We start from the raw sequence: 22,423 nt of genomic DNA on the forward strand, positions 1-22,423 counted from the left end.
TTACACTTCGTTGTTTAAACGCTCCGTGATTGCTTCTTTAGCGACTTCACGATCGTCAAAATGATGAACTTCTTTACCAATAATTTGATACGTTTCATGCCCTTTACCAGCAATAATAATAATATCTTCTGCTTTCACTTTCGAGATAGCGGAACGTATCGCTTCTTTTCGATCAACAATTACTTCATAATTATTCCCATTTGCATCATTTACCATATCATCTAAAATAGCCTTCGGATCTTCACTTCTTGGATTATCTGATGTGTAAATTGCATGAGTTGCATACTCGGTTGCAACACTTGCCATTATTGGTCTTTTCGTTCTGTCTCTATCTCCACCGCAACCAACGATACAATATACATCACCTTTTGCAAACTGTTTTGCTGTTTTTAGTACGTTCTCTAAGCTATCAGGTGTATGTGCATAGTCAACAATAACTGTGTAATTTTGTCCACCATCAACAACTTCAAAACGTCCAGGAACGCCGGCAAGCTCTTTAATTACATCAATAATTGTTTGTAAGCTCACTCCTGAAACAAGACCTGCTGCTGTAGCAGCTAACACGTTGTATACATTAAACTTACCAATTAATTTCATCGTAACATTTACAGTTTCATACGGTGTTACAAGTGTAAATGTTGTACCGCCACTCGTCATTACGATATCTCGTGCCATAATGTCGCTTGCAACATCTATACCGTATGTTACAACAGTAGCTGCTGTACTTCTCATATACTCTTCTGCTACTGGATCATCACTGTTTAATATAGCGTATTTTTCACGATTATGATGATAACTATTGCCAAGCTGTGCAAAAAGCAACCCTTTCGCATGTTTATATTCTTCCATCGTTTTATGATAGTCTAAATGATCTTGTGTTAAATTCGTAAATACTGCAACATCGTAATCGCACCCGTGTACACGGCCAAGATCTAAAGCATGAGACGAAACTTCCATTACTGTACTATCCACACCTTGTTCAACCATTTTTGAAAATGTCTGTTGAAGTGTTAGTGCATCTGGTGTTGTATTTTTCACCTCAAATGTTTCATCACCGATTTTCATATTGATCGTTCCAATTAGCCCTGTTTTATGACCATGTGCGCGCATAATTTCATCCATAATATGCGATGTTGTTGTCTTTCCATTTGTACCTGTAATACCGATTAAATGTAACTTGTGTGTTGGTTGGCCATAAAAATAATCAGCTAAAACCGCTAGCGAACGAAAAGTATTTTTCACAAGTACAACTGGAACGTCAACATCAATTGGTCTTTCCGCAACAATAGCAGCCGCTCCTTGTGCGGCTGCTTGCTTAGCAAAGTCATGGCTATCAACCGTATATCCTTTCATACATATAAATAAGCTTCCCTCTTTCACTTTACGTGAATCCGCTTCAATAGATGTTATTTCTGGATTTTCTGTTGGAACAACTGGAAAATCATGCAAACATGATACAAGTGTATGCAACTTCATTTCACTAAACCCTCTCTACATTGTTTATTTATCTCTTATTTTAGCAAGTAACACGTTACCTCCTAGTTATATAAAAATAGGAGGTAAGTGCTACTATAGTCTAATCAATAGATTTATTTATTAATGAGACACTTATCGTCTCAAATAAAGCAATTTTTCTATAAAGAACTCACTTCCACCAATTGTACCATAAAACACAATCAGTTACCTTTAATTCCCGAAGTAAATTCTAACTTTTGAACCCTCTTTTACTTTAGCTCCTGCTTCTGGTGATTGTTTAATTACTTTCCCACCATCACCACTTATATCAAGCTTCAAGTCTACAAGTTGCGTTTGTAAATCTTTCTTTTTCATACCAATTAAATTCGGAACTTCCACAGTTGGTGTATCGCCCCATTTATATTCTTTCTCAACTTGCTCTTTTCTCGGTTCCACTCCCATTACAGGAAGTGCGTCACGAAGAATATTCCCAACAATAGGTGCTGCTACAACTCCACCAAATTGAGTGACTCCTTTTGGATTATCCACTGCTACATAAACAACAATTTGCGGATCGTCAGCTGGAGCAAAACCGATAAATGATACAATATAGTTATTATCTAAATATTTTCCATCTTTCACCTTTTGAGCAGTTCCAGTTTTTCCACCTACACGATATCCATCAATATAAGCCCCTTTACCAGAACCTTTCGCTACAACATTCTCTAATGCGTAACGAACTTTCTCTGAAGTTTCCTTGGAAATAACTTCCCTTTTCGCAACAGGTGTCTTTTTGCTGACAACTTGATTATTCTTCGGATCAATAAATTCCTTCGCTATATATGGCTGATACAAAGTTCCACCATTTACAGCGGCCGCTACAGCTGCTACTTGTTGAATCGGTGTAACAGAAACACCTTGCCCAAATGAAGTCGTCGCTTGCTCGACTGGACCAACTTTATCTAAATTAAATAAAATCCCGCTACCTTCACCTTGTAAGTCAATTCCGGTCTTCTGTCCAAACCCGAAATTGCGAATGTATTTAAACAATCGATCTTTACCAAGACGATCACCGAGTTCAATAAATCCTGGGTTACAAGAGTTTTGAACTACCTCTAAAAACGTTTGGCTACCATGGCCTCCAGCTTTCCAACACCGCAATCTAGCTCCACCAACTTCAGCTGCCCCATCATCATAAAATGTATCTTTCTCTAAGTCTACCAAATTTTCATTCAAGGCTGCAGCTAATGTAATAATCTTAAATGTTGACCCCGGCTCATACGTACTCCATACAGGTAAGTTTCTGTTATATACTTCCGGAGAAACACTTTGGAAATCTGCTGGATCAAAACTTGGTCGACTTGACATACCTAAAATTTCACCATTTTTCGGATTCATTGCAATTGCTATCATACCGTCAGGATTATACGTTGATTCCGCAATATTCATTTCTCTTTCCATAATCCTCGTAATGCGTGAATCAATTGTTAATCCTAAATTCAAGCCGGCTTCTGGTTTTTTGAAATCATCTCCAACGTTAGGCATTCTCTGTCCTTTCGCGTCTGCAAAAAATCGCACATGACCTTTATCACCATTTAGCTCTTTATCATAATATTTCTCTAGTCCCATAAGCCCTTGATTATCACTGCCCGCAAATCCTAATACGTGTGATAAAAAATTACCGAATGGATAGTACCGGATAGAATCCTCTGCGATGTACACACCCTTTAAACTTAATCCGCGTACTTCTTTCGCTTTGTCATGCGATATTTTCCTTCCGCCTTTATCAAGCCTTACAATCGATTCTTTTTTTGTAATCCGCTTATAAACATCATCTTTTTCCACACCTAATACTGCAGCTAACTTCTCTGCAGTCTCTGCTGGTTTTTCAATTTGCCTCGGCACAACAAAGACGGTCGGTGCACTTTTATTCGTAGCAAGCTCCACACCATTTCGATCTAAAATTTTCCCTCGCTCTGGTTCAAAAGTAATATTACGACTCCATGAATCCTTCGCACGATCCGTTAACATATTTCCAAGAAAAAATTGCACATATCCAAGACGAATATCGATAATGGTGAAAATGAGTATACCCGATATAAGTATAAAAATAAGTCGTTTTCTAACTGTTACATTTGATACACGCATATTGGAACAAGCCTCCCTTACGCCTAGCTTGTTCCAATATATGCTTGTACTTATTTAATTAGAACTTCTTCCCTATTACCATTATGGCTTTTCTGCTTCTTGCTGCGGCTCAAGTGGTGGTACGAGTGTTACACCTAATTCTGTACCAGGTTGCAACAATGTTCCTTCCGCCACACTTTGTTCCGTTACATATCCTGTACCAGAAGGTTTTAAGTTAAGCTTTAATGTTTTTGCTAAATTCATAACATCACGCAGTGCCCATCCCTGTATATTTGGCATTGTAGGCTTATCTCCTACTAAGAAGACTCGATCACCCTTTAATGTTTGTTCAGTTGCCTTCGGCACTTGCTGTTGCACTTTCCCTTCACCTAATACGATTGGACGAAGTTTTGCTTTATCAATTGCTTTCTTCGCTTCTTCCATCGTTTTTCCGGTTACATCTGGAACGACAGTTTGTTGCTCTTTCACATATTTCTTCGGATCCTTTATTTCATTTGGCTTAATCTTTAAATACTCTAAACTATTTTTCGTTACATATTTAAAGATATCAGCTAAAGGTTTAGCCCCGTTTTCATCATCTTTTAATTTTGGTTGTTTAACGGCCACATACACAACAAGTTGCGGATCGTCCATCGGTGCCATACCTAAGAATGAGAATATATAATTCTCTCTTCCTGTCATATAGCCACCTTTCCCATCAGGAATTTGTGCTGTACCTGTTTTCCCCCCGACTGAGTACCCATCAACTTGATATGCAGTCCCTGTTCCTTTCGGTGATGTAACAACACGTTCTAGTAATTGCCTTACTTGCGCTGCTGTCTCTTTGGAAACAGGTTTTCCTACTTCTTCTGGTTTATGCTCTAGCTGTACTTTACCTGTTATTGGATCAACAATTTTATCAATTGTATAAGGTTTCATCATTTTCCCATCATTTGCAATCGCTGTGGCAGCTTGTACAAGTTGAATTGGTGTAACTGTAGAACCTTGTCCAAACGCTGTTGTTACTTGTTGTATTTGTTGATCAAATAAAATTGTATTTGACCCTTCACCAAGTAAATCAATGTTTGTTTTTTCATCTAATCCAAAATTATGAATATACTTTCGGAAACGATCTGGACCAAGCTTTTGATCGCCTAAAATTGCAAACGCTACGTTTGAAGAGCGCTCTACCCCTTCATCAAAAGTAATAGAACCCCATCCAGCGCCGCCGTTATGATCTTTTATTTTGCGATTACCAACTTGATATGTACCAGACTGATAAAAGTCTTGTCCCTTGTATACACCTTCATTAATGGCCGCTGCTAATGTAAAAATCTTCATTGTTGATCCAGGTTCAAATGCATTTGCAATTGCGTCGTTATAATAATAATTAATATTTCCCTGGTTCGGATCATAACTAGGTTTACTAGACATCGCTAATATTTTCCCCGTCTTTGGATCCGCAACAATTCCAATTAAATTTTCTGGTTCATAATGTTTACTTGCTTCTTTCATTGCGTCTTCTAAATAACTTTGAATACGTTGGTCAAGCGTTAAATACACGTTATCTCCATTTTTAGGTGCCTTTACATTCACTTTTCCACCGTCAAGAGATACTCCTTTACGATCGCCTGTATAAGCTACCTCTCCATTTGAAGCACCTAAGTATTTATCTAAACTCTTTTCTAAGCCAAATTGACCTACTGAGATTCCATCTTCATTCGGTTTTGCGTACCCAATAACGTAAGATGCGAAATCCCCATTTGGATACACTCTCGCATTTTCGGTAATAAATGAAATCCCTGGCAATTTCAATGCTTCTATTTGTTCCTTCTTTTCTTTCGTCAAGCCCCTACCTAACTTCCCAAATTCCACTTGACTTCTACCTTCTTTATTTAAAGTAGCTAAAATCTCTTCTTCACCGTTTCCGAGTACTCCTGCGATTTTTTTTGCAGTATCCTCTTTATCCTCAACATGTTTAGCTCCTTTTAATTCGGCTACCATTTTATAAGAATTTGCATCTTGCGCTAGTACATGACCATTTTGATCATAAATTGTTCCTCGATTCGCTTCGAGAACTCCTTTTTTACTATGTTTCTGTTCAGCAAGTTTTTTCAAATCATGATTATCCACTGTTCCTGTTACTTGTATGTAAAAAAATCGGGCTAACAATAGAAAAAAGAGCAGGAGGAAAAATATCATAAAATAACCTGCTCCCTTATTGGTATGAAATTTGGTCATATTTTTATTCATCTTTTCTTCACACCTATTTGCCTTACTTTAGGCCTTTCACGTTATTCGCATTAATTTCTAGCCCGTGTTTTTTTGCAACTTCAGCGATACGCTCATAACGACTTAACTTCTCTACTTCAGCCTGCAATTCTTGATTTTCCTTTTGTTTTTTCACAATTTGTTCTTCTATCGTCGCTGCTTCTACATTAACTTGATATAGACCCGCTTTATTCCCAATAAAAGCTACACAGGCATATAATAAAAATCCAATAAACGTTACGTACAATAGCTTTTCAATTCTTGTAATTTTCGTTTTAACTTTTGGTTTAACCATCTGCTGTGGTGGCGTTTGAATTTGTACCTCTTCTTGCGCCTGTTGTTTATACTTTACAGCTAAATTAGTCATACCTCTCTCTCCTTTTTATCGTTTTTCAGCGATTCTCAACTTCGCAGAACGCGCTCGATTATTTTCTTCTAATTCAATGTCAGAAGGCAAAATCGGTTTCCTTGTAATAAGCTTTAATTTCGGCTTAAATTCATCTGGAATAATCGGTAGTCCCTTTGGTAATTGCGGCGTTGTGCTATTTCGCTTAAACGTCGTTTTACAAATACGATCTTCTAAAGAATGGAATGTTATAACACTAACTCTTCCACCAGGCTTGACCATACCAATTGCAGATTCCAACGCTTCTTCAAATACTTTTAATTCATCATTTACAGCAATACGAATCGCTTGGAATACTCGCTTCGCAGGATGTCCACCTGTTCTACGTGCCGGAGCTGGAATACCTTCTTTAATTAATTCCACTAATTCTCCTGTCGTTTCAATAGCCTTATTCTCGCGATACGCTTCAATTTTCCTTGCTATTTGCTTTGAAAATTTTTCTTCGCCGTATTGGAAGAAAATTCTTACGAGTTGTTCATATGACCAGCTGTTCACAACATCATATGCTGTTAATGGGGCATCTTGATCCATCCGCATATCTAACGGTGCATCATAATGATAACTAAAGCCACGCTCTGGTGTATCTAATTGTGGGGATGAAACACCTAAATCGAATAAAATCCCGTCTACTTCTGTGATACCTAATTCATGTAGTTTTTCAGATAAATAACGGAAGTTGCTCTTCACTGTTACAAATTGTTCACCATAAGAAGAAAAGTTTTCCTTCGCATTTTGAATCGCTATTTCATCTTGATCAAACGCTATTAATTTTCCACCATCTGTTAGCTGGGATAATAAATAAGAACTATGTCCTCCTCCACCCAGTGTACAATCTACATATGTACCACTCGGCTTTATATCTAAGCCATCTACTGTTTCTTTCAAAAGTACTGTTACGTGTTTGAACATTGCTGTGCACCTACTCTTTTTCCAATTAATTATGTTAAATACATTTCTCACTCTACAAACATAATTTACTACTAGAGGATGAAATGCTACTAAAGAACGACTCATTTAACTTCCAACAAGGTAGCATGCTATACAAATCGCTATTTTATTTTATTATATACTAAATTTTATCATTTTTTGCGGGAATTTAAACAAAAACCTGTCGAAAAAGATAATAATCCGTTTACATTTTGTGCTATTTTGTCATATATATATACCTGCTACATAGCGATTCATTACATTAACATAAGATAGATAATTCAGAAATGTTTCACTTCACAGTTAATTCAACGGAATAAAAATAAAATCCTGCTCAAAAGAGCAAGATTCTATAGTTTTATTACATGATGTTTTCCGTCCCACGAAAAAGATTGTTCCATTACCCGGTCAACAAAATCAAGACCGAACTGATTTAAATAATAACACACATTCCACACACGTTCTTGCGGTGCTCCTAATGGACGAAGCGCAAATTGTAAACGGCGGAATTTATTCAGTTGAACCTCATGTTTCTTCTCAACATTTCTTTTCAACATTCTTTCTAACAGTTCAATTTGCTCATTAATTTTCAGTTCATTTTTCCCAGCAAACTCATTTAATCCTGGATCTATTTTTTTCACGAATTGTTGTAATGATGTATGAATATCCATTATTTCTTTTTTCGCTTCTATAAATCGCTCGTCAATCGGTTCCTCTATTTGATTAGAAAGCCAGTTGTCACGCAGATTATCTATATTTTTTAGAAATGGATCAATTTCTTGCAAATCTAAATCATATAAATCTGTCGCTATATCTCGCTCCATATAAGTAATCGTAAGACGCGGAACAACAGGTGGCATTTGGAAACCGGCAGTATGAAACACTTGTTGCAATTCACTCCAATAAGCTAACTCCCCCGGACCACCAATAAACGCTAACGTAGGAAACACATATTCTTGCATAAGAGGGCGCGTTACAACATTATTACTAAAACGTTCTGGACTTCTTTCCATCTCTTCCATCAATTCTTCATACGAAAATGAATGTACTCCATCTTTTCCAATAAACTTCCCTTGATTCTCTTCAAGCAATACTCGCTCATTATCAATTTCCATAAATATATGCACTGCATTTGTCTTCGTTTCAATACTCGGTTTAAATCCTAATTCCTTAATTACTTCCTGTTGATTACGAAGCCCTACTTGAATTTCTTTATATTTACTTATAATTTGTTGTAAAAACGGTACTTCTAATTTTCTTAATGCAGGATGATGTGAATCTACAAGAATTAAACCAGAATTTGCGAACATTTTCGTAATAAGGCGCGCAAAGAAATCTACATATGTATGCGATTTACCTAAAGCATCATCAACAAATTGTAATACATCCTTTGTAAAATTCGTTTCCGGATATGTTTTAAAAATCTCTTCAACCCATTTTCTACAGTCTTCAATAGAAAGCTCAGACTCAGAAGCACTTGCCTTTTTCGGATAACGATCATGAAAAATGGTCTTTTTTATTTTTTTATTTTTCGTTACAAATGTATGATTAATTTCATCCATATCATGGTCTTCACCAGCAATCCAAAAGACAGGAACAACCCGAATCCCTAAGCTCTCTTCTTTTTCTTTTGCAAGCTGTAAAATTGAAATGATTTTATGCACTGTATAAAGCGGACCAGTTAATAACCCTGCTTGTTGTCCAGCTATAACAACATATGTATTTTCATCTTCAAGCGCTTTTATATTTTGAATTGTAAATTCTCCCGCTTGCAATTGTGTATTATATTCTAATAAATGCGTTACTAAATCTTGACGGAAAAACTCTCTCTCACGTAAATCATGTAAACGCTGTTTAAAAGCATCCTCTGTTAACAGATAATCAAAACATGACTGTATCTCTTTTTTACCGTTCATATAGTCCGCTACAACACCTTGTAGTGGAACAGAGATTTTTTTTATCTCCATATAATTCTTCCTTTCGTATCCTGTTCTCTCACCAACCCACATTGTAGTCAATGTTTCACGTAAAAGCAAAGAAAAACGCTTATAATTCCATTCCTCTTATTGCATTGAACAAAAATCGAAGTGTCGGAACAGATCTTTGTTGTCCCTTAGCCTCTTCTAGTACATATCCAACAATTGCATTAACTTCCGTTTGTCTATTCGCTCTTACGTCCGCTAACATAGATGAAGTATTATGAGATGTTTTTTCACATACTCCGCATACCATTTTCCATACCATTTCTTTGTCTTCTTCTTTAACAAGAAATGCAACTTCCTGAAATACTTGCTCCATCATTTGATAAAAAAACGGATTTGAAATTAACTCTCCGTTCTCAACCTGCAATAATGCGGTCAACGGATTAATACATACATTGACTACTAATTTATTACGCATAATCACATTCCAATCATCTTCTATCTGAATCGGAAAATAATCAAAAGGAAAACAATTAAATACCTTTTTAAAACAACTAGATTGACCACGCACTACACCAAACTTTGTAACACCTATTCCAATATGATGAACTGTATGTCCATCCCCTTTTTTTGCACCATGCTCCACAATCCCGACTGCTATACGTTCATTTCCTATTTTTTGCATAACGTGAAGATGTGACATTCCATTTTGCAAAAAGATTAATGACGATTCTTCCTGCACAAAAGGTAATATGTCAGTTATATGATATTGCTTTACAGCAATAAATGTATAATCTAACTGTTTATCCAGCATACTTTCTATCGGTAAAATAGATGGAAATACTGTTTCACGTTCTCCATTCCTAATACAAGTTACACCCGTTAAATTTAATTCCTCTGCTTGCTTAGCGTTTCTTGTAAACAACGTAACATCTTGATTGCTTTTTTGTAAATAAAATGTATATAGGAGACCAATAGCTCCCGGTCCAACAATTCCAATTTTCATCTTCACACAAAGAACTCATATTAACAAGTGATATAAGTTCCCTTGCCCTCCCCCCGTTACATCTTATTAAATTACAATTACATAGTTGAGGATTCAATTATCTTTTAACAAATGCAACCTCTTCTTTCACTATGTATATACTACCTATATACATAGTTCTATTCTTAGTTTAGCAAATCCTCAAAAAAATAATGAAAGAAATATTCTATCTTCTTCATAAAAATTAAAAAATGAGTTATAATATTATTATAAATATTTTAACTTTTCTGCATTCAACAAGATAAGAAAAGGATGTGATGTAATGGGATTCCCAAAAGTTGAACGCTTGCTCATCAATTATAAAACATTAGATGAATTTAAAAAATTTAAAGGGTGCGGAGCTCAAGAACTATCCATGTTGGAAGAATTACAAGCAAACATTATTGAAAATGATAGTGAGTCTCCATTTTACGGTATTTATTATGGAGGATCGCTAATCGCACGTATGAGTCTATATATGAAAAGGAACGGTGGAGAACCATTTGAAATTACAGGTACTTACCTAGAACTTTATAAACTTGAAGTGTTGCCGACTTTTCAAAAACAAGGATTCGGACAAATGCTTGTTAATTATGCGAAACAACTACAATTCCCAATTAAAACGATAGCACGTATCCAGTCCGCTGATTTTTGGGATAAATTAAGTTTCCAGCCAGTATCAGTAACTGATGGTGATTTTTATATTTGGCACCCAGAAACAAATTTAAATGCGATTACAAACGAAGAATCTGCATAAGAAATAAAAAAAAACAGCTGTTACGCAGCTGTTTTTTATTTCTTTAATTTTTCTAATTCTACATTCGAGCGAGCACCATTTCTTTCTGCTACCATTACACTTCTTTTTTGATCGATATAATCAAGTAATGTTCTATATTCTTCCTCATATACTGATAATCGCTCCAAAAGACGTTCTTTCTCTGTTTGTAACGATTCAATTTGTTGTTGCAACACCATTAAAGAGCTTTCATCTTTATAATTTCGCAAGAATTCAATAACATCATTCAACGTAAGAGATTTTGGCTCTAATACCTTTGTCTCTTTCACTTCATAATTTTCTACCTTACGAAGTTGCTTCGCTTCTTCAATACGTTCTTTATACTGCTTTCTAACGTAAGAATTCCACCTAAATCCACAAGCTGCAGGTGTACGAGACAAATGCCTCCCCACTTCTTTAAAAGCGGAAAGTTGCGTTCCACCTTCACGAATATGCCGGAGTACTACTTCTGCCAGAAGCAAATCTTCATCATCAGTCCAAGCATCTTGTCTTGTTGTCGCCATCTCTCTAGTCCTCCCTATGCATTTTTTATTAAGCATATGCAGTTACTAGAAAAGATAGAATACAACAAATAAAGAATAAGACAAAAAAAAATAAACGTAGAAGATATCTTCTACGTTTATTTTTCGCAATTACTTGCTGATTACTTCTTTACCTTTGTAAGTACCGCATGCTTTACATACACGGTGAGCTAATTTCGCTTCACCACAGCTTGGGCACTCTACCATACCAGGTACTGATAATTTGAAATGCGTACGACGCTTTCTTTTTACTGTTTTAGAAGTTCTTCTAAAAGGTACAGCCATTCTTCCCACCTCCTTAAAAGAAATAATTATTTTCATATGAAGGCCTAAACCAGTCTTCCGATTATTTGTCAAAAAACTTTGCAAGTCCTGCTAATCTTGGATCAACAGTCTTTTCTTTGTTTTCTTCCGAAATCACTTGCCAGTCTTGACCTTGCATCGGTGCTCCACCAGAAACATCATCACTGAAAATTTGCATTGGAATCTCCAAAAGTATATTTTCCTTGATTACGGGCAGTAAGTCAAGTACTTCTCCTTCTAAACAATGAATTTCAGCTTCTGTTTCAAATTCTTCTTCTGAAGTTTGGAACACCTCAGTTGTTTTAATGTCAAATGGTAATGTCACATCTACTAAAGAGCGAGAACATGGTAAAACCATGCTTCCAGTTATATGTAGATGAAACGTAAACTTACCGGAGCCAAAATCAACTCTTCCTGTTACATGAACAGGATTAATTTCACGAATATCTTTCTCGACCTCTTTTAGTTCACTTACATCTACCATTTCATTTAATGTCAATCCTTTATTTCTCAATTTATTCAATTGATGGATGGACCATTTCATATCATATCACCTCAAGGCAACAAACAAAATTATAGCTAGCCATTTTATATTTGTCAATGTTTTTTCTTTACACTATAATGAAGTCATCATAGGAAATAATATATAGATTATCACGTTTTCCAAAAAGATGCTACATCGAAAGGAGAGATTACCATAAAATCCAGTGGTATTGTTGTTGAATATAACCCTTTTCATAACGGTCATGCTTATCATGTGCAACAAACAAAAAAGTTAACACAGTCTGATATTATTATCGCCGTTATGAGTGGTCCTTTTTTGCAGCGTGGTGAGCCCGCACTCATCTCCAAATGGTATCGTACTAAAATGGCCTTAACAAACGGCGTAGACCTTGTTGTAGAGCTCCCTTATGCATTCGCAACACAAAAGGCCGAAACTTTCGCAAATGGCGCAATTTCGATTTTAAACGCCCTTGGTGTTTCCGAAATTTGTTTTGGTAGTGAAGATGGACAAACTGAAAATTTCTACACTACCATCGCTATACAAAAAAATGAAGAAGAGACTTTTAATCGTCTTGTGAAGCAATTTATGAATGCAGGTAATAGTTATGCAAAAGCTACATCTGAAGCCTTTTTACACATCTTACCACCCGAAAAAAACGTAGATATGTCACAACCAAATAACATTTTAGGCTTACAGTACATTAAAGCAATTCTCTTACAAAATAGTTCCATGCAAGCACAAACTATAAAAAGATTCGCCTCTCATTATCATGATGAAACATTTCACGATCAACATATTGCAAGTGCAACAAGTATTCGCAAACAGCTATTTAATGAAAACAGTTCCTCTACAACTATTGAGCCTTTTATCCCGAAAATGACTGCTTCTCTTTTAGAAAACTACAAGCAAAACTACGGTACGTTACATAACTGGGAAAAATACTTTTCATTTTTTAAATACAAACTTATGACGATGTCTCCAGGGGACTTACAACATATATATGAAATGGAAGAAGGTTTAGAGCATCGTATTTTATCAAAAATACAAAACAGTTCATCTTTCTATTCATTCATGGAAGCATTAAAAACAAAACGTTATACATGGACTAGATTACAAAGAGCTTGTACACATATTTTAACAAATACAACGAAGGAAGAAATACATAAAGCAAATATTGAGCAACATGCGCCGTATATCCGTCTTCTCGGAATGTCACAAAAGGGACAAACTTATCTTTCTAAAAATAAGAAAAAAATAGAACTTCCAATCCTTACTCATACAAAAACATTTGAACATCCGACTTTAGACATAGAACGAAAATCAAATGCTGTATATTTCTCCATAATGCAAGAACCTTTGCGGACACAACTGCTAAAACAAGACGCAACGCATCATCCAATTCGTTATGATGAAATAATGAAAAAATTCCTATAAGAAAAAACCTCTCTTCTTCAGAGAGGTTTACTTTGTTTTACCCATTTTTTCCAAATACGTTAATGCATCATCCAGTGTGTCCACCGGTACAATCTTCATCTTTGTTTTAATATCTTTCGCAGCTTCAAGAGCATCTTTATAATTCGATTTCTCTACACCTTTTTCATTTGGCGCAAAAAACACTTCAGCTCCTGCATCACTAGCAGCTACTACTTTTTGCTGAATACCACCAATTGGACCAATTTCTCCTTTATCATTGATTGTACCTGTTCCAGCTATTTCATGTCCGTTTGTTAAATCTTCTTCAACGAGCTGATTATAAATTTCTAGTGTAAACATTAACCCTGCTGATGGACCCCCTATTTCATGGGAATCAATTTTCACTTTCGGATCTACTACTAACTCTCTTTCCGTAACGATAGAGACCCCTATACCGACGCGTCCATTCCCATTAGGGATTGTCTTTACATTTAAATTTTCTTTAAACTGTTTTCCGCCCCGCTTGTATTCAATACTTACTGTATCCCCTTCTTTTTTCCCTGTCATATACTCAATAAATTGTTCCGTCTTGTCGAATGTTTTTCCATCGACAGCTACTATAACATCTCCAAGTTTAAGCTTTCCTTCTGACGGCATACCCTTTGCTACACCAGCCACTAGTACACCTTTATTTTCAAAAGAAACAGAGCGATTTGCACGTTTATATGCATTATAAATTGCAGCGTTTTGTGAATCTTTCATCGCATACTCTTGACGAAATTGATATTCTTCATCACTCTCACCTTTTTGCAATATTTCTTCCGCCTTCGAAACGTGTGTATATTTATTAAATTGCGCGGCTATTAAGTTCACAACATTTGCAGGCCCCATTGAGACAGTGACAAGCATAAAATCACCAGACTCTTTAGTACCACCGTCAACTTGCACGTACGGCGCTAATTTTGCGGCCATACCTGGTTTTGTCACAAAGTATGGCAAACGCACATAAACAAGTAGCATCGCCAATATAACCCCTATTAAAATTGCATATATAAACCGAAAACGCTTAAACATTATGTTTCTCCTTCCACTGCTCAATTAGTAAATAAATGTTTGAAATGTGTTTTTCTGCTTCCACTTCTCCGACCTTGATAATGTCTTCAATATGTGTAAAAGCACGCGAACTAAATTGTTCTACTGCTGGACGCATCATTAAATCTGATGCTATTTGCCGATTCATCACAAGTTCATGTTGCATGATTTCAATACTTTGCATAATCACATCATAAATCGATGTAACCTCTCCATTCACCTTAATTGGAGATACATCAACAGCAATAACAATATCAGCCCCTAAATCTTTTACAACCGATACGGGAATACGGTCAATTACCCCTCCATCCACTAATAAACGGCCATCTATTTTCTCTGGAACAAACACCCCTGGTACAGATATACTAGCTCGAACCGCCTCCGCAATCGGACCGCTTGTAAAAACAACTTTTTCCCCCTTCAAAATGTCAGTAGCCACAACAGCCGTCGGGATATCTAACTCTTCTAAATTTTTATTATATGTAAACATTTTAATCATATCTTTAATACGTTTTCCAGCAATAAATCCCATTTTAGGAACTGTAAAATCCAAATAATATTTCCTTTTAAAAACAGCTGCCAATTTATACAGTCTTTCAACGTTACAACTCGCTGCATAAAATGTACCAATTAGCGCTCCTATACTACTCCCTGCTATCATATGAATAGGGATACCAGCTTCTCTTAACACTTTTATTACCCCTATGTGTGCAAAACCTTTTGCACCTCCGGATCCAAGCGCTAAACCGATTTTTGGTTCCTTCATTTTTCTCACCCTTTAATTTTTTTCATTCCTTTTTCATACTTATGGTCTAAATTCACCACATATCCACGTATACTGAAATGAACGTTTTTGGGACAAGGGGGGATTTTCTTACATGTACGAAAAATGGAAAACTGCTTTTCTTACCATATCAATGTTGTTTTTAACCTTTTCTCTTGTACTTCACCCCCAAGATGCTTTGCAAGCTTCGATTCGCGGGTTAAATATATGGTGGGAAGTTGTATTCCCTTCACTACTACCGTTTTTCATCATTGCGGAACTTCTAATCAGTATTGGTGTTGTAAAATTTATCGGTGTTATATTAGAACCACTAATGCGTCCACTATTTCGTGTTCCAGGGGTAGGTGGGTTTGTTTGGGCAATGGGAATGGCTTCAGGATTCCCCGCTGGCGCCAAATTAAGCGCTAGACTACGCAAGAGCAATCAACTAACACAAATCGAAGCGGAACGACTCGTATCTTTCACAAATTCTTCTAATCCACTTTTTATTTTTGGAGCGGTTTCTATTGGTTTTTTCAATAATCCGAAATTAGGGCTCGTATTAGCAGCAGCACATTATATAAGTAACTTTATTGTCGGATTACTTATGCGCTTTTATGGTAATAACGATACTTACATAAAAGACAAACATACGAATCAAAAGCGTGCCTTTCAAAACCCTTTTTCCGTCCTCCACCAAACACGTATGCAAGAAAAAAGACCACTCGGAAAACTACTCGGTGACGCTATTGTTTCTTCTATTCAAACATTGCTCATGATTGGTGGGTTTATTATTTTATTCTCTGTTTTAAATAAAATGATTACTGTTTTCGAAATTACAGAAGCGCTTTCTTTTATTATGCAACATATTTTATCATTCTTCCAACTTACATCCCAATTTAGTATTCCGATATTATCCGGTATTTTTGAAATGACGCTTGGAAGCCAAATGATTAGTCAAATTAATGAATCAACACTTCTTCAACAAGCGATGGTAACAAGCTTCATTTTAGCATTTAGCGGTCTTTCTATTCAGGCACAAGTAGCAAGCATATTAGCGGAGACAGATATCCGCTTTAAACCATATTTTTTAGCTCGAATTATCCAAAGTATTCTCGCTCCTATTTTCACTTTTATATTTTGGGGACCATTTTATGAAAAAGTTCATTCTTTCTCGCCTACACAAGAAGATCTTCCCGTATTTTTATTGAATCATTCTTACACACTAACTGATATTTGGACATCATTTATACACTACGGACCAATCTTCACCTTATTTTGTTTATATTTATATGTTATCTTATTGTTTTTACGCATTTATAAAGAAAAACCCCGTTCACTTTAACGGGGTTTGAAACTTTTCTTTTAAAGCACGCTCTACAATCGGAGGAACAAGGTCTACTACACTTCCCCCATATCTCGCAACTTCTTTCACAATACTTGAACTTAAAAATGAATATTGATTGTTTGTCATAATGAAGAAGGTTTCGATATTTTCGTCTAATTTTCGATTCATTGAAGTAATTTGCATCTCATATTCAAAATCAGAAACCGCTCGCAAACCACGTAATATTGCATTTGCATTACGCATTTTTGCATATTCCACCAATAATCCACTATGTGAATCAACTTTTACATTCGGAATATCCTTTGTCGCCTCTCGAATTAACTCTAGGCGTTCTTCTACCGAAAAGAATGGTTTTTTTGATGAATTGTTTAAAACAACTACATATACTTCATCAAATACTTTTGCTCCCCTTTTAATAATATCCAAATGTCCAAGGGTAATTGGATCAAAACTCCCTGAAGAAATAGCTATACTTGTCATTCTGTCCCCTCACCTTCATACTTATAAATCGAAATTGCTGTAATCCCGTAGTTTTCTGCCCGTACTTTTACAAGCTCTCCTATAGAATCAGGTAAAACCACGTCATCCCCATGCTCTGCCATAATGATGCCATCTTTATTTAACAATCCATGTTGATCCATTACACTAATTAAAGACACAATTTTTTGACCTTTATATGGAGGATCTATTAGTATAAGATCGAATGATATTTCACGCTTTATAAGCGCCTTTACCGCACGTTCCGCATCATTTCGATACACTTCAGCTTGTTCTTGTATTCTACAGCTTTCTAAATTTTGATGAATGACTTTTATCGCTTTACTATCTCGGTCAACAAAAATCGCTTTATCAATCCCTCTACTTATGGCCTCAATTCCAAGACCACCACTACCACCAAATAAATCAAGAGCGGTACCACCATCATAATAAGGACCTATCATATTAAAAATAGATTCTTTCACTTTATCTGTCGTTGGACGTGTTGTATTACCAGGTACCGCTTTAAGTGGGTGCCCTTTACATTTTCCTGAAACTACTCTCATCTGTTGTCACTACCTTTATTTCAATCTATCGAGCGATTACAGTAAATCCTTCTCAAGTCGGTAACCGCTACCAAACCATACAATTCTTCACTAATTCGTTACTTAACCTATAGAGAACTTTAGTTAAAATAACCGTTCGCTATTTCTTGCATATTCATCTCACTATTTGCGAACAAAAACCCTTTATGTACATCAGTTCCACTTTACCTTTTTTATCCTATCATAAAATAAAAAAAAGAAAAATAAAAAGCCTAACATAAATTTTAATTTCATTATGTATATCTTCATTTAGATTGGACATAAATAAATATAACAACATCATCTTCGATGTTGTTGCCAACCGCGGAGAAGACTTACGTTTCCCCATAAGTTCTTCCTCCGGTTTCTCCTCTCCCTTTTCCTTCTTACTAGTACATACTAGTATTAGAAGGGCCCTGCTTTGCAGGGTTTTTTTATTTGTCTACTTTTCATTTAAAAAGTGAGGTGGTACAGTAAAAGAAAGAGGAGGAAAAAATATGATTCAACGCTTTATAGAACTCGGAGAAGGCTACTCTGACTTATATGAATTACTTGAAATTGCCAAAACAAACCAAGAACGTGTAACACATATGTTACAATTCGAAACTGTAAAAAACGAAAAAAAAGTGTGTTCACTTGTTGTAATACTAAAACCGACAACTACTGGTGATTTCCAACCATTATACATATGTCGTGAAGGCATTCCTGTACTTGAAAATAAAAAAAGTAAACGTGTCGTTTTATTTGAAGAAATGGCGGAACAAATAGGGAAAAAAGTTACTCCCTTTACTGTAAAACCATCAACAACTTTCCCTGAAAAAGAACTATTTTTTAATCATCTAATTGGTATTTTACGAATGAACAATTTCATTCCTCCAATGAAATAACACGTTATTTCAAGTAAAAAAATCCCCTGCTAAATTTAGCAGGGGATTTTTTTACTTAGCTATAATCGTATTCTTTTGCCCGATCAGGACGCGAATTTTCGAATTCCGTTTTTAAAAATGGGCGATACGACTGTTCTACTTTTTTTACAAAAGGAAGTTTATTCAATTTTTGCATCATATGCTCAATTTGTTCCATATCACAATATACAACGGCATATTTCAAACGTTTTGATATGTAATGAATGTTACCATATTTCCTTAAAATCTTGGCATGTTTCAATGAATGTAAATAAACAATCATACTTTGTCGTTGCCCGAACATAATCTTCTCCATCTTCTCCTTTTAAAAACTTATATTCTTATATTTTATGAAAACCAATCAAAAATTTATGACACTAAAGGACAAACTCTGTATACGTTTTCTTCTATATTCTAAAAAACAGGGTAAATTACCCCGTTTTTTTACAACCACAACCGCCTCCAGTACCACAACCACCGCCACAGCCACCCGCATCAAAAAACGGATTTCCTGTTGGAACTTTAACGGAAGGAGACACCTCAGAACCAATTGCTACACTAACTTCATCTAATAACTTTTGTAAAGCAGTTTCTGCTCTTTTAAAGGCTGCAACCTTATCATGCATATCTACAGAACGCTTTAATTCCCTCATTTTCGTCGAAACGAAAGTATAATCAGGATGATATTTACCAAAACGTTGCACTTCTTCGTATCGCTCTTTCATCGCTGTAAATTGCTGAATTAGCGTCTGGACTTCTATATCTTCTTGTAAATCCTTATAATACTTACGATAATCTTCTGCTATATCTGAACAGATAATCGCTTTTGCAAGCTGCTCTGCCTTATCTAAAATCAATACGCTTTCCAGCGTCGCTACAATCATGAGAGACACCTCCGAGTATTCATCATAACACATTTGGAACAGAACTACTAATTGAAGTATCTCACCTAAAAGAAAGATATGATTCTAACTACTTTTCATACAATCCCCTTGCACTCTTATACACTAATATGCTCCGCAATATTATATTTAAGAACATCCCATTTCCCGCTATTCTCTTTCACGTAGCTAATACATGCGTTTTTTAACGGCGTTTTAAATGTAATTTCATCTGGTGCAATTGCGTGTAAAATAGCTTTTATTGCATGTGAATGCGCAACAATGATAATACGTTTATCTCCATGTGCTGCTGCAACCTCTTGTAAAGCCGTAAAACAGCGCTCTACAATTTCTTCATCCTGCTCCATTCCTTCTATATTACCTTCTGCAATTAACTCTCTAACAGCCGCAACTGGTCTCCCAGAAGCTTTCCCAAAATTACGTTCCATAAATCGCTCATCTAATAAAATAGATGGTAATCCAATAGCCCCAGCAATTTCCTTAGCTGTTTCTTGCGCTCTAATTAACGGACTACTTATAATTATATCCCACGATTCCGCTTGCAAGGCAACTGCACTTTGACTCGCTTGCTTCTTCCCAACTTCGTTGAGTGGAATATCTTCGCGCCCTTGAATAATCTCTTGAAAGTTCCAATCAGTTTGTCCATGTCGTACTAAACAAATTTCCGTCATGCTGCAACTCCTTTTTTAAATAATCCGATTCTATTGTAACAAAAGTTTTGCATAACGGACATAGTTTCCCCTTCCAATTACGTCGTATTTTGCTGCTTCATATACTGGAACATATCAATCATAATTGAAGCAACCGCCAATTGATTTTGAAATTTTTCCACTTTATCTGGTATCGTTTTTTTGAAATGCTGCATGGCAGCTAACTCAAAAGCTTCTTTTTCTTCTGGGTTACGCGTCAATTTCCGGTACCAGTATGGCTGTTCCCGAATATAGCGAGCTAAATCCTCATCAGCTTTTATAAACTCCATAATTTCTGCTCTCATCCTCTTTCCCCCTAATCCTTTTGAAAGAAAAAAGGATTATTTTCAGAAGTACTTTGTTCTTGCTGCGCACGGTTCCCTTGAAATTGTTGGATAACTTGTTGCACGCTACCAATCGCACTCGTTACATTCGCTAAATGATGTTGCATTTGTTCTACGTCTAGCTTTTTAAAGAAAGAAAGCATTTGCCCCATCACATCAGCAGTTTTTTCCTCTTCTGTTCGATTTTCTTTTTCTTCTTTATTTTCTTTTACCGAAGAAAAAGCAGGTGCTCCATCAGGTCTATACGCTGTCCATATTTGATCTTCTTCACCAAGTAAGTACCATTCTTCATAAAATTGCTGCCAAGTTTTTTGACCACCTCTAACCTCATGAACCATTTTAGGGTGATGGTTTACAAAGTCTTTAAACTGTTGAACCGATGGATGTAACGGCCCTTTTGTTGTTGGCATAATCCTCACCTCTTCATGTATATCTACTATATTGTAAGAAAAAAAAGGCACATGGTTCGCCTATTTTTAGACGATTCATGCACCTTTTTATCTCCCTATTTGTGGACAGTAAGACTCCCACCTTAAACTTCTACGAATGCGCAGAAGTTAGGCGGGAGTCTTACTGCCCGTTAAAGCCTTCATTTTATTTTCGGATAAAGTTTTGAGTATAAAATTTATCATATACCCCAACACCTAATCCAGTAAATTGTTCATTTAATAAATTCTTTCTGTGACCCTCACTATTTAACCAACCTTGTACCGCCGCAATTCCATCACTATGTTGCGCCGCTATATTCTCACCAGCAAGTTGAAAAGCCACTTGCCCACGTTGCAAACGATCTCCTAACGTACCAAAAGTAGGTGAATCGTGTGAAAAATAATTATTATCCTTCATATCTTTACTATGGCCAAATGCAACATCTGCAGTTTGTTGGTCCCATGTTAACAACGGTAATTGATGACGACTTCGAATAATATTTGTTAAATCGAGAATTTGTTGCATATTTCCATTTTCTACTTGCTTCATTTTTTCCGGCGTCAGCGGCTGTTCCGCTATTAATTCACCTGAATAAACAAGTTGATATGGTCTTTGTCGTAATAACGTTTCATCATCCATATAACGAAGACCAACAAGCTCATGTGTAAAGTGATCAAAGTATAATTGTGCCCATCCATCTTCTACAGGTACTAGCGGTTGTTCCATTACTTCCGTATCAGATAACTCAAATTGATAACTATTCTTTCCTCTTTTTAATGAAGGCTCATGTGAAAGTGGATTCTTTTTATATACCTCTTCATACTTTTCATTTATATAATAGGGAGCCACCTTAACTTTCTCACCAGCAACATACGCCGTTACAACTTTACGTTCAGCAACTCCAAATTGAACATACTGAGCTAAATCTTGATTATACACCCACCATTCATATCCATAAGCAGACGGCTCTATTCGAGACGGTTCGCCCCACTTCGCTAATAAATTCTCAGAGTCCCCACCAATCATATTTAAAACAGTGTCTGTGGATTCTTCATTTACTTGCTTCTTCTTTTTCACAATTTTATTTTCTTGCTTAGAGTGAGATGGGGTTAATATATATTGTGACACGAGTAACTTCCCGTATAAATCAACAGCTAAAATTAAAAATGTAATCATTACGATACGCATTAATTTCTTCAAACGATATACCTCCTGAACAA

The 22,423-nt window shown here is 36.0% G+C and carries 24 protein-coding genes; 4 read left to right on the forward strand and 20 right to left on the reverse strand.

Annotated elements, in window-relative coordinates; genetic code table 11:
* From murE to panE, 7 genes are all read right to left on the reverse strand, one after another.
* Positions 1 to 1,476 carry a UDP-N-acetylmuramoyl-L-alanyl-D-glutamate--2,6-diaminopimelate ligase gene (gene murE / locus FT637_RS01715; RefSeq protein WP_002111441.1) on the reverse strand — a complete coding sequence of 492 codons (1,476 nt, stop codon included), beginning with the start codon at positions 1,474 to 1,476 and terminating at the stop codon, positions 1 to 3.
* A gap of 210 nt (positions 1,477 to 1,686) precedes the next feature.
* Complete coding sequence (locus FT637_RS01720) at positions 1,687 to 3,603, reverse strand: stage V sporulation protein D (RefSeq protein ID WP_002014741.1); 1,917 nt, start codon at positions 3,601 to 3,603, stop codon at positions 1,687 to 1,689.
* A gap of 81 nt (positions 3,604 to 3,684) precedes the next feature.
* Positions 3,685 to 5,784: a penicillin-binding protein gene (locus FT637_RS01725; RefSeq protein WP_193645510.1), complete on the reverse strand. Its 2,100-nt coding sequence runs from the start codon at positions 5,782 to 5,784 to the stop codon at positions 3,685 to 3,687.
* Positions 5,785 to 5,857: 73 nt separating this feature from the next.
* Positions 5,858 to 6,220, reverse strand: coding sequence for a cell division protein FtsL (gene ftsL, locus FT637_RS01730; RefSeq protein ID WP_193644898.1), 363 nt, complete (start codon positions 6,218 to 6,220; stop codon positions 5,858 to 5,860).
* A 15-nt stretch (positions 6,221 to 6,235) separates the two neighbouring features.
* Complete coding sequence (gene rsmH / locus FT637_RS01735; RefSeq protein WP_193644899.1) at positions 6,236 to 7,168, reverse strand: 16S rRNA (cytosine(1402)-N(4))-methyltransferase RsmH; 933 nt, start codon at positions 7,166 to 7,168, stop codon at positions 6,236 to 6,238.
* 368 nt (positions 7,169 to 7,536) lie between these two features.
* The gene (bshC, locus tag FT637_RS01740) at positions 7,537 to 9,153 is read right to left on the reverse strand and encodes a bacillithiol biosynthesis cysteine-adding enzyme BshC (protein WP_193644900.1); all 1,617 of its coding nucleotides are present in this window, start codon (positions 9,151 to 9,153) and stop codon (positions 7,537 to 7,539) included.
* 79 nt (positions 9,154 to 9,232) lie between these two features.
* Complete coding sequence (panE, locus tag FT637_RS01745; protein ID WP_193644901.1) at positions 9,233 to 10,120, reverse strand: 2-dehydropantoate 2-reductase; 888 nt, start codon at positions 10,118 to 10,120, stop codon at positions 9,233 to 9,235.
* Between the two features lie 295 nt (positions 10,121 to 10,415).
* On the opposite strand from panE, the gene FT637_RS01750 reads away from it, so the two are divergent.
* The gene (locus FT637_RS01750) at positions 10,416 to 10,889 is read left to right on the forward strand and encodes an N-acetyltransferase (RefSeq protein ID WP_193644902.1); all 474 of its coding nucleotides are present in this window, start codon (positions 10,416 to 10,418) and stop codon (positions 10,887 to 10,889) included.
* 35 nt (positions 10,890 to 10,924) lie between these two features.
* On the opposite strand, the gene FT637_RS01755 is transcribed toward FT637_RS01750, so the two are convergent.
* The 3 genes from FT637_RS01755 to FT637_RS01765 all read right to left on the reverse strand — a co-directional run bounded on the left by FT637_RS01755 (position 10,925) and on the right by FT637_RS01765 (position 12,296).
* On the reverse strand, positions 10,925 to 11,431 hold the full coding sequence (locus FT637_RS01755; protein WP_193644903.1) for an RsfA family transcriptional regulator: 507 nt from the start codon (positions 11,429 to 11,431) through the stop codon (positions 10,925 to 10,927).
* Positions 11,432 to 11,560: 129 nt separating this feature from the next.
* Complete coding sequence (gene rpmF / locus FT637_RS01760; protein ID WP_001984764.1) at positions 11,561 to 11,734, reverse strand: 50S ribosomal protein L32; 174 nt, start codon at positions 11,732 to 11,734, stop codon at positions 11,561 to 11,563.
* Between the two features lie 61 nt (positions 11,735 to 11,795).
* A complete protein-coding gene (locus tag FT637_RS01765) occupies positions 11,796 to 12,296 on the reverse strand; it encodes a YceD family protein (RefSeq protein ID WP_000872151.1) in 501 nt (166 codons plus the stop codon).
* Positions 12,297 to 12,449: 153 nt separating this feature from the next.
* Between FT637_RS01765 and FT637_RS01770 the strand changes: the two genes are divergently transcribed.
* A complete protein-coding gene (locus FT637_RS01770) occupies positions 12,450 to 13,691 on the forward strand; it encodes a nucleotidyltransferase (protein ID WP_193645511.1) in 1,242 nt (413 codons plus the stop codon).
* 27 nt (positions 13,692 to 13,718) lie between these two features.
* Here the strand turns inward: FT637_RS01770 and FT637_RS01775 are convergent, their stop codons facing one another.
* Together FT637_RS01775 and FT637_RS01780 are read right to left on the reverse strand one after the other, a co-directional pair.
* Positions 13,719 to 14,744, reverse strand: coding sequence for a SepM family pheromone-processing serine protease (locus FT637_RS01775; protein WP_193644904.1), 1,026 nt, complete (start codon positions 14,742 to 14,744; stop codon positions 13,719 to 13,721).
* Positions 14,737 to 15,528 carry a patatin-like phospholipase family protein gene (locus tag FT637_RS01780; protein WP_193644905.1) on the reverse strand — a complete coding sequence of 264 codons (792 nt, stop codon included), beginning with the start codon at positions 15,526 to 15,528 and terminating at the stop codon, positions 14,737 to 14,739. Before FT637_RS01780 ends, FT637_RS01775 begins: the two co-directional genes overlap by 8 nt.
* A gap of 112 nt (positions 15,529 to 15,640) precedes the next feature.
* Here FT637_RS01780 and ylbJ point away from each other — a divergent pair, with 112 nt between their 5' ends.
* A complete protein-coding gene (ylbJ, locus tag FT637_RS01785; RefSeq protein WP_193644906.1) occupies positions 15,641 to 16,870 on the forward strand; it encodes a sporulation integral membrane protein YlbJ in 1,230 nt (409 codons plus the stop codon).
* On the opposite strand, the gene coaD is transcribed toward ylbJ, so the two are convergent.
* Entirely contained in the window at positions 16,862 to 17,353 is a 492-nt protein-coding gene (coaD, locus tag FT637_RS01790) for a pantetheine-phosphate adenylyltransferase (protein WP_000200601.1), read from the reverse strand. The two genes, ylbJ and coaD, sit on opposite strands and share 9 nt — an antisense overlap.
* Positions 17,350 to 17,916 carry a 16S rRNA (guanine(966)-N(2))-methyltransferase RsmD gene (gene rsmD / locus FT637_RS01795; protein WP_193644907.1) on the reverse strand — a complete coding sequence of 189 codons (567 nt, stop codon included), beginning with the start codon at positions 17,914 to 17,916 and terminating at the stop codon, positions 17,350 to 17,352. The genes coaD and rsmD overlap by 4 nt, the downstream gene beginning before the upstream one ends.
* Positions 17,917 to 18,431: 515 nt before the next feature.
* Here rsmD and FT637_RS01800 point away from each other — a divergent pair.
* A complete protein-coding gene (locus FT637_RS01800; protein WP_002014762.1) occupies positions 18,432 to 18,821 on the forward strand; it encodes a hypothetical protein in 390 nt (129 codons plus the stop codon).
* Between the two features lie 55 nt (positions 18,822 to 18,876).
* Here FT637_RS01800 and FT637_RS01805 read toward each other — a convergent pair whose 3' ends face one another.
* From FT637_RS01805 to FT637_RS01830, 6 genes are all read right to left on the reverse strand, one after another.
* Positions 18,877 to 19,143, reverse strand: coding sequence for a YlbG family protein (locus FT637_RS01805; RefSeq protein ID WP_002088292.1), 267 nt, complete (start codon positions 19,141 to 19,143; stop codon positions 18,877 to 18,879).
* Positions 19,144 to 19,270: 127 nt separating this feature from the next.
* Positions 19,271 to 19,723 carry a YlbF family regulator gene (locus FT637_RS01810; protein WP_070144653.1) on the reverse strand — a complete coding sequence of 151 codons (453 nt, stop codon included), beginning with the start codon at positions 19,721 to 19,723 and terminating at the stop codon, positions 19,271 to 19,273.
* Positions 19,724 to 19,839: 116 nt separating this feature from the next.
* Positions 19,840 to 20,412, reverse strand: coding sequence for a histidine phosphatase family protein (locus tag FT637_RS01815; RefSeq protein ID WP_193644908.1), 573 nt, complete (start codon positions 20,410 to 20,412; stop codon positions 19,840 to 19,842).
* 77 nt (positions 20,413 to 20,489) lie between these two features.
* Positions 20,490 to 20,735 (reverse strand): YlbE-like family protein, encoded by a 246-nt coding sequence (locus FT637_RS01820; RefSeq protein ID WP_002121947.1) that lies wholly within the window; start codon positions 20,733 to 20,735, stop codon positions 20,490 to 20,492.
* 11 nt (positions 20,736 to 20,746) lie between these two features.
* Positions 20,747 to 21,184 (reverse strand): YlbD family protein, encoded by a 438-nt coding sequence (locus FT637_RS01825; RefSeq protein ID WP_193644909.1) that lies wholly within the window; start codon positions 21,182 to 21,184, stop codon positions 20,747 to 20,749.
* A 184-nt stretch (positions 21,185 to 21,368) separates the two neighbouring features.
* Positions 21,369 to 22,403: a CAP domain-containing protein gene (locus FT637_RS01830; RefSeq protein ID WP_193644910.1), complete on the reverse strand. Its 1,035-nt coding sequence runs from the start codon at positions 22,401 to 22,403 to the stop codon at positions 21,369 to 21,371.
* Positions 22,404 to 22,423 lie beyond the last annotated feature (20 nt).

The sequence above is a fragment of the Bacillus cereus genome (assembly GCF_015071065.1).
Classification (GTDB): Bacteria; Bacillota; Bacilli; order Bacillales; family Bacillaceae_G; genus Bacillus_A; species Bacillus_A cereus_BA.

Bases quoted from the DNA above. Each gene is read 5' to 3' on its own strand.
- murE (WP_002111441.1), bottom strand. From the start codon at position 1,476: ATGAAGTTGCATACACTTGTATCATGTTTGCATGATTTTCCAGTTGTT.
- FT637_RS01720 (WP_002014741.1), bottom strand. From the start codon at position 3,603: ATGCGTGTATCAAATGTAACAGTTAGAAAACGACTTATTTTTATACTT.
- FT637_RS01725 (WP_193645510.1), bottom strand. From the start codon at position 5,784: ATGATATTTTTCCTCCTGCTCTTTTTTCTATTGTTAGCCCGATTTTTT.
- ftsL (WP_193644898.1), bottom strand. From the start codon at position 6,220: ATGACTAATTTAGCTGTAAAGTATAAACAACAGGCGCAAGAAGAGGTA.
- rsmH (WP_193644899.1), bottom strand. From the start codon at position 7,168: ATGTTCAAACACGTAACAGTACTTTTGAAAGAAACAGTAGATGGCTTA.
- bshC (WP_193644900.1), bottom strand. From the start codon at position 9,153: ATGGAGATAAAAAAAATCTCTGTTCCACTACAAGGTGTTGTAGCGGAC.
- FT637_RS01750 (WP_193644902.1), top strand. From the start codon at position 10,416: ATGGGATTCCCAAAAGTTGAACGCTTGCTCATCAATTATAAAACATTA.
- FT637_RS01755 (WP_193644903.1), bottom strand. From the start codon at position 11,431: ATGGCGACAACAAGACAAGATGCTTGGACTGATGATGAAGATTTGCTT.
- rpmF (WP_001984764.1), bottom strand. From the start codon at position 11,734: ATGGCTGTACCTTTTAGAAGAACTTCTAAAACAGTAAAAAGAAAGCGT.
- FT637_RS01765 (WP_000872151.1), bottom strand. From the start codon at position 12,296: ATGAAATGGTCCATCCATCAATTGAATAAATTGAGAAATAAAGGATTG.
- FT637_RS01775 (WP_193644904.1), bottom strand. From the start codon at position 14,744: ATGTTTAAGCGTTTTCGGTTTATATATGCAATTTTAATAGGGGTTATA.
- FT637_RS01780 (WP_193644905.1), bottom strand. From the start codon at position 15,528: ATGAAGGAACCAAAAATCGGTTTAGCGCTTGGATCCGGAGGTGCAAAA.
- ylbJ (WP_193644906.1), top strand. From the start codon at position 15,641: ATGTACGAAAAATGGAAAACTGCTTTTCTTACCATATCAATGTTGTTT.
- coaD (WP_000200601.1), bottom strand. From the start codon at position 17,353: ATGACAAGTATAGCTATTTCTTCAGGGAGTTTTGATCCAATTACCCTT.
- rsmD (WP_193644907.1), bottom strand. From the start codon at position 17,916: ATGAGAGTAGTTTCAGGAAAATGTAAAGGGCACCCACTTAAAGCGGTA.
- FT637_RS01800 (WP_002014762.1), top strand. From the start codon at position 18,432: ATGATTCAACGCTTTATAGAACTCGGAGAAGGCTACTCTGACTTATAT.
- FT637_RS01805 (WP_002088292.1), bottom strand. From the start codon at position 19,143: ATGTTCGGGCAACGACAAAGTATGATTGTTTATTTACATTCATTGAAA.
- FT637_RS01810 (WP_070144653.1), bottom strand. From the start codon at position 19,723: ATGATTGTAGCGACGCTGGAAAGCGTATTGATTTTAGATAAGGCAGAG.
- FT637_RS01815 (WP_193644908.1), bottom strand. From the start codon at position 20,412: ATGACGGAAATTTGTTTAGTACGACATGGACAAACTGATTGGAACTTT.
- FT637_RS01820 (WP_002121947.1), bottom strand. From the start codon at position 20,735: ATGAGAGCAGAAATTATGGAGTTTATAAAAGCTGATGAGGATTTAGCT.
- FT637_RS01825 (WP_193644909.1), bottom strand. From the start codon at position 21,184: ATGCCAACAACAAAAGGGCCGTTACATCCATCGGTTCAACAGTTTAAA.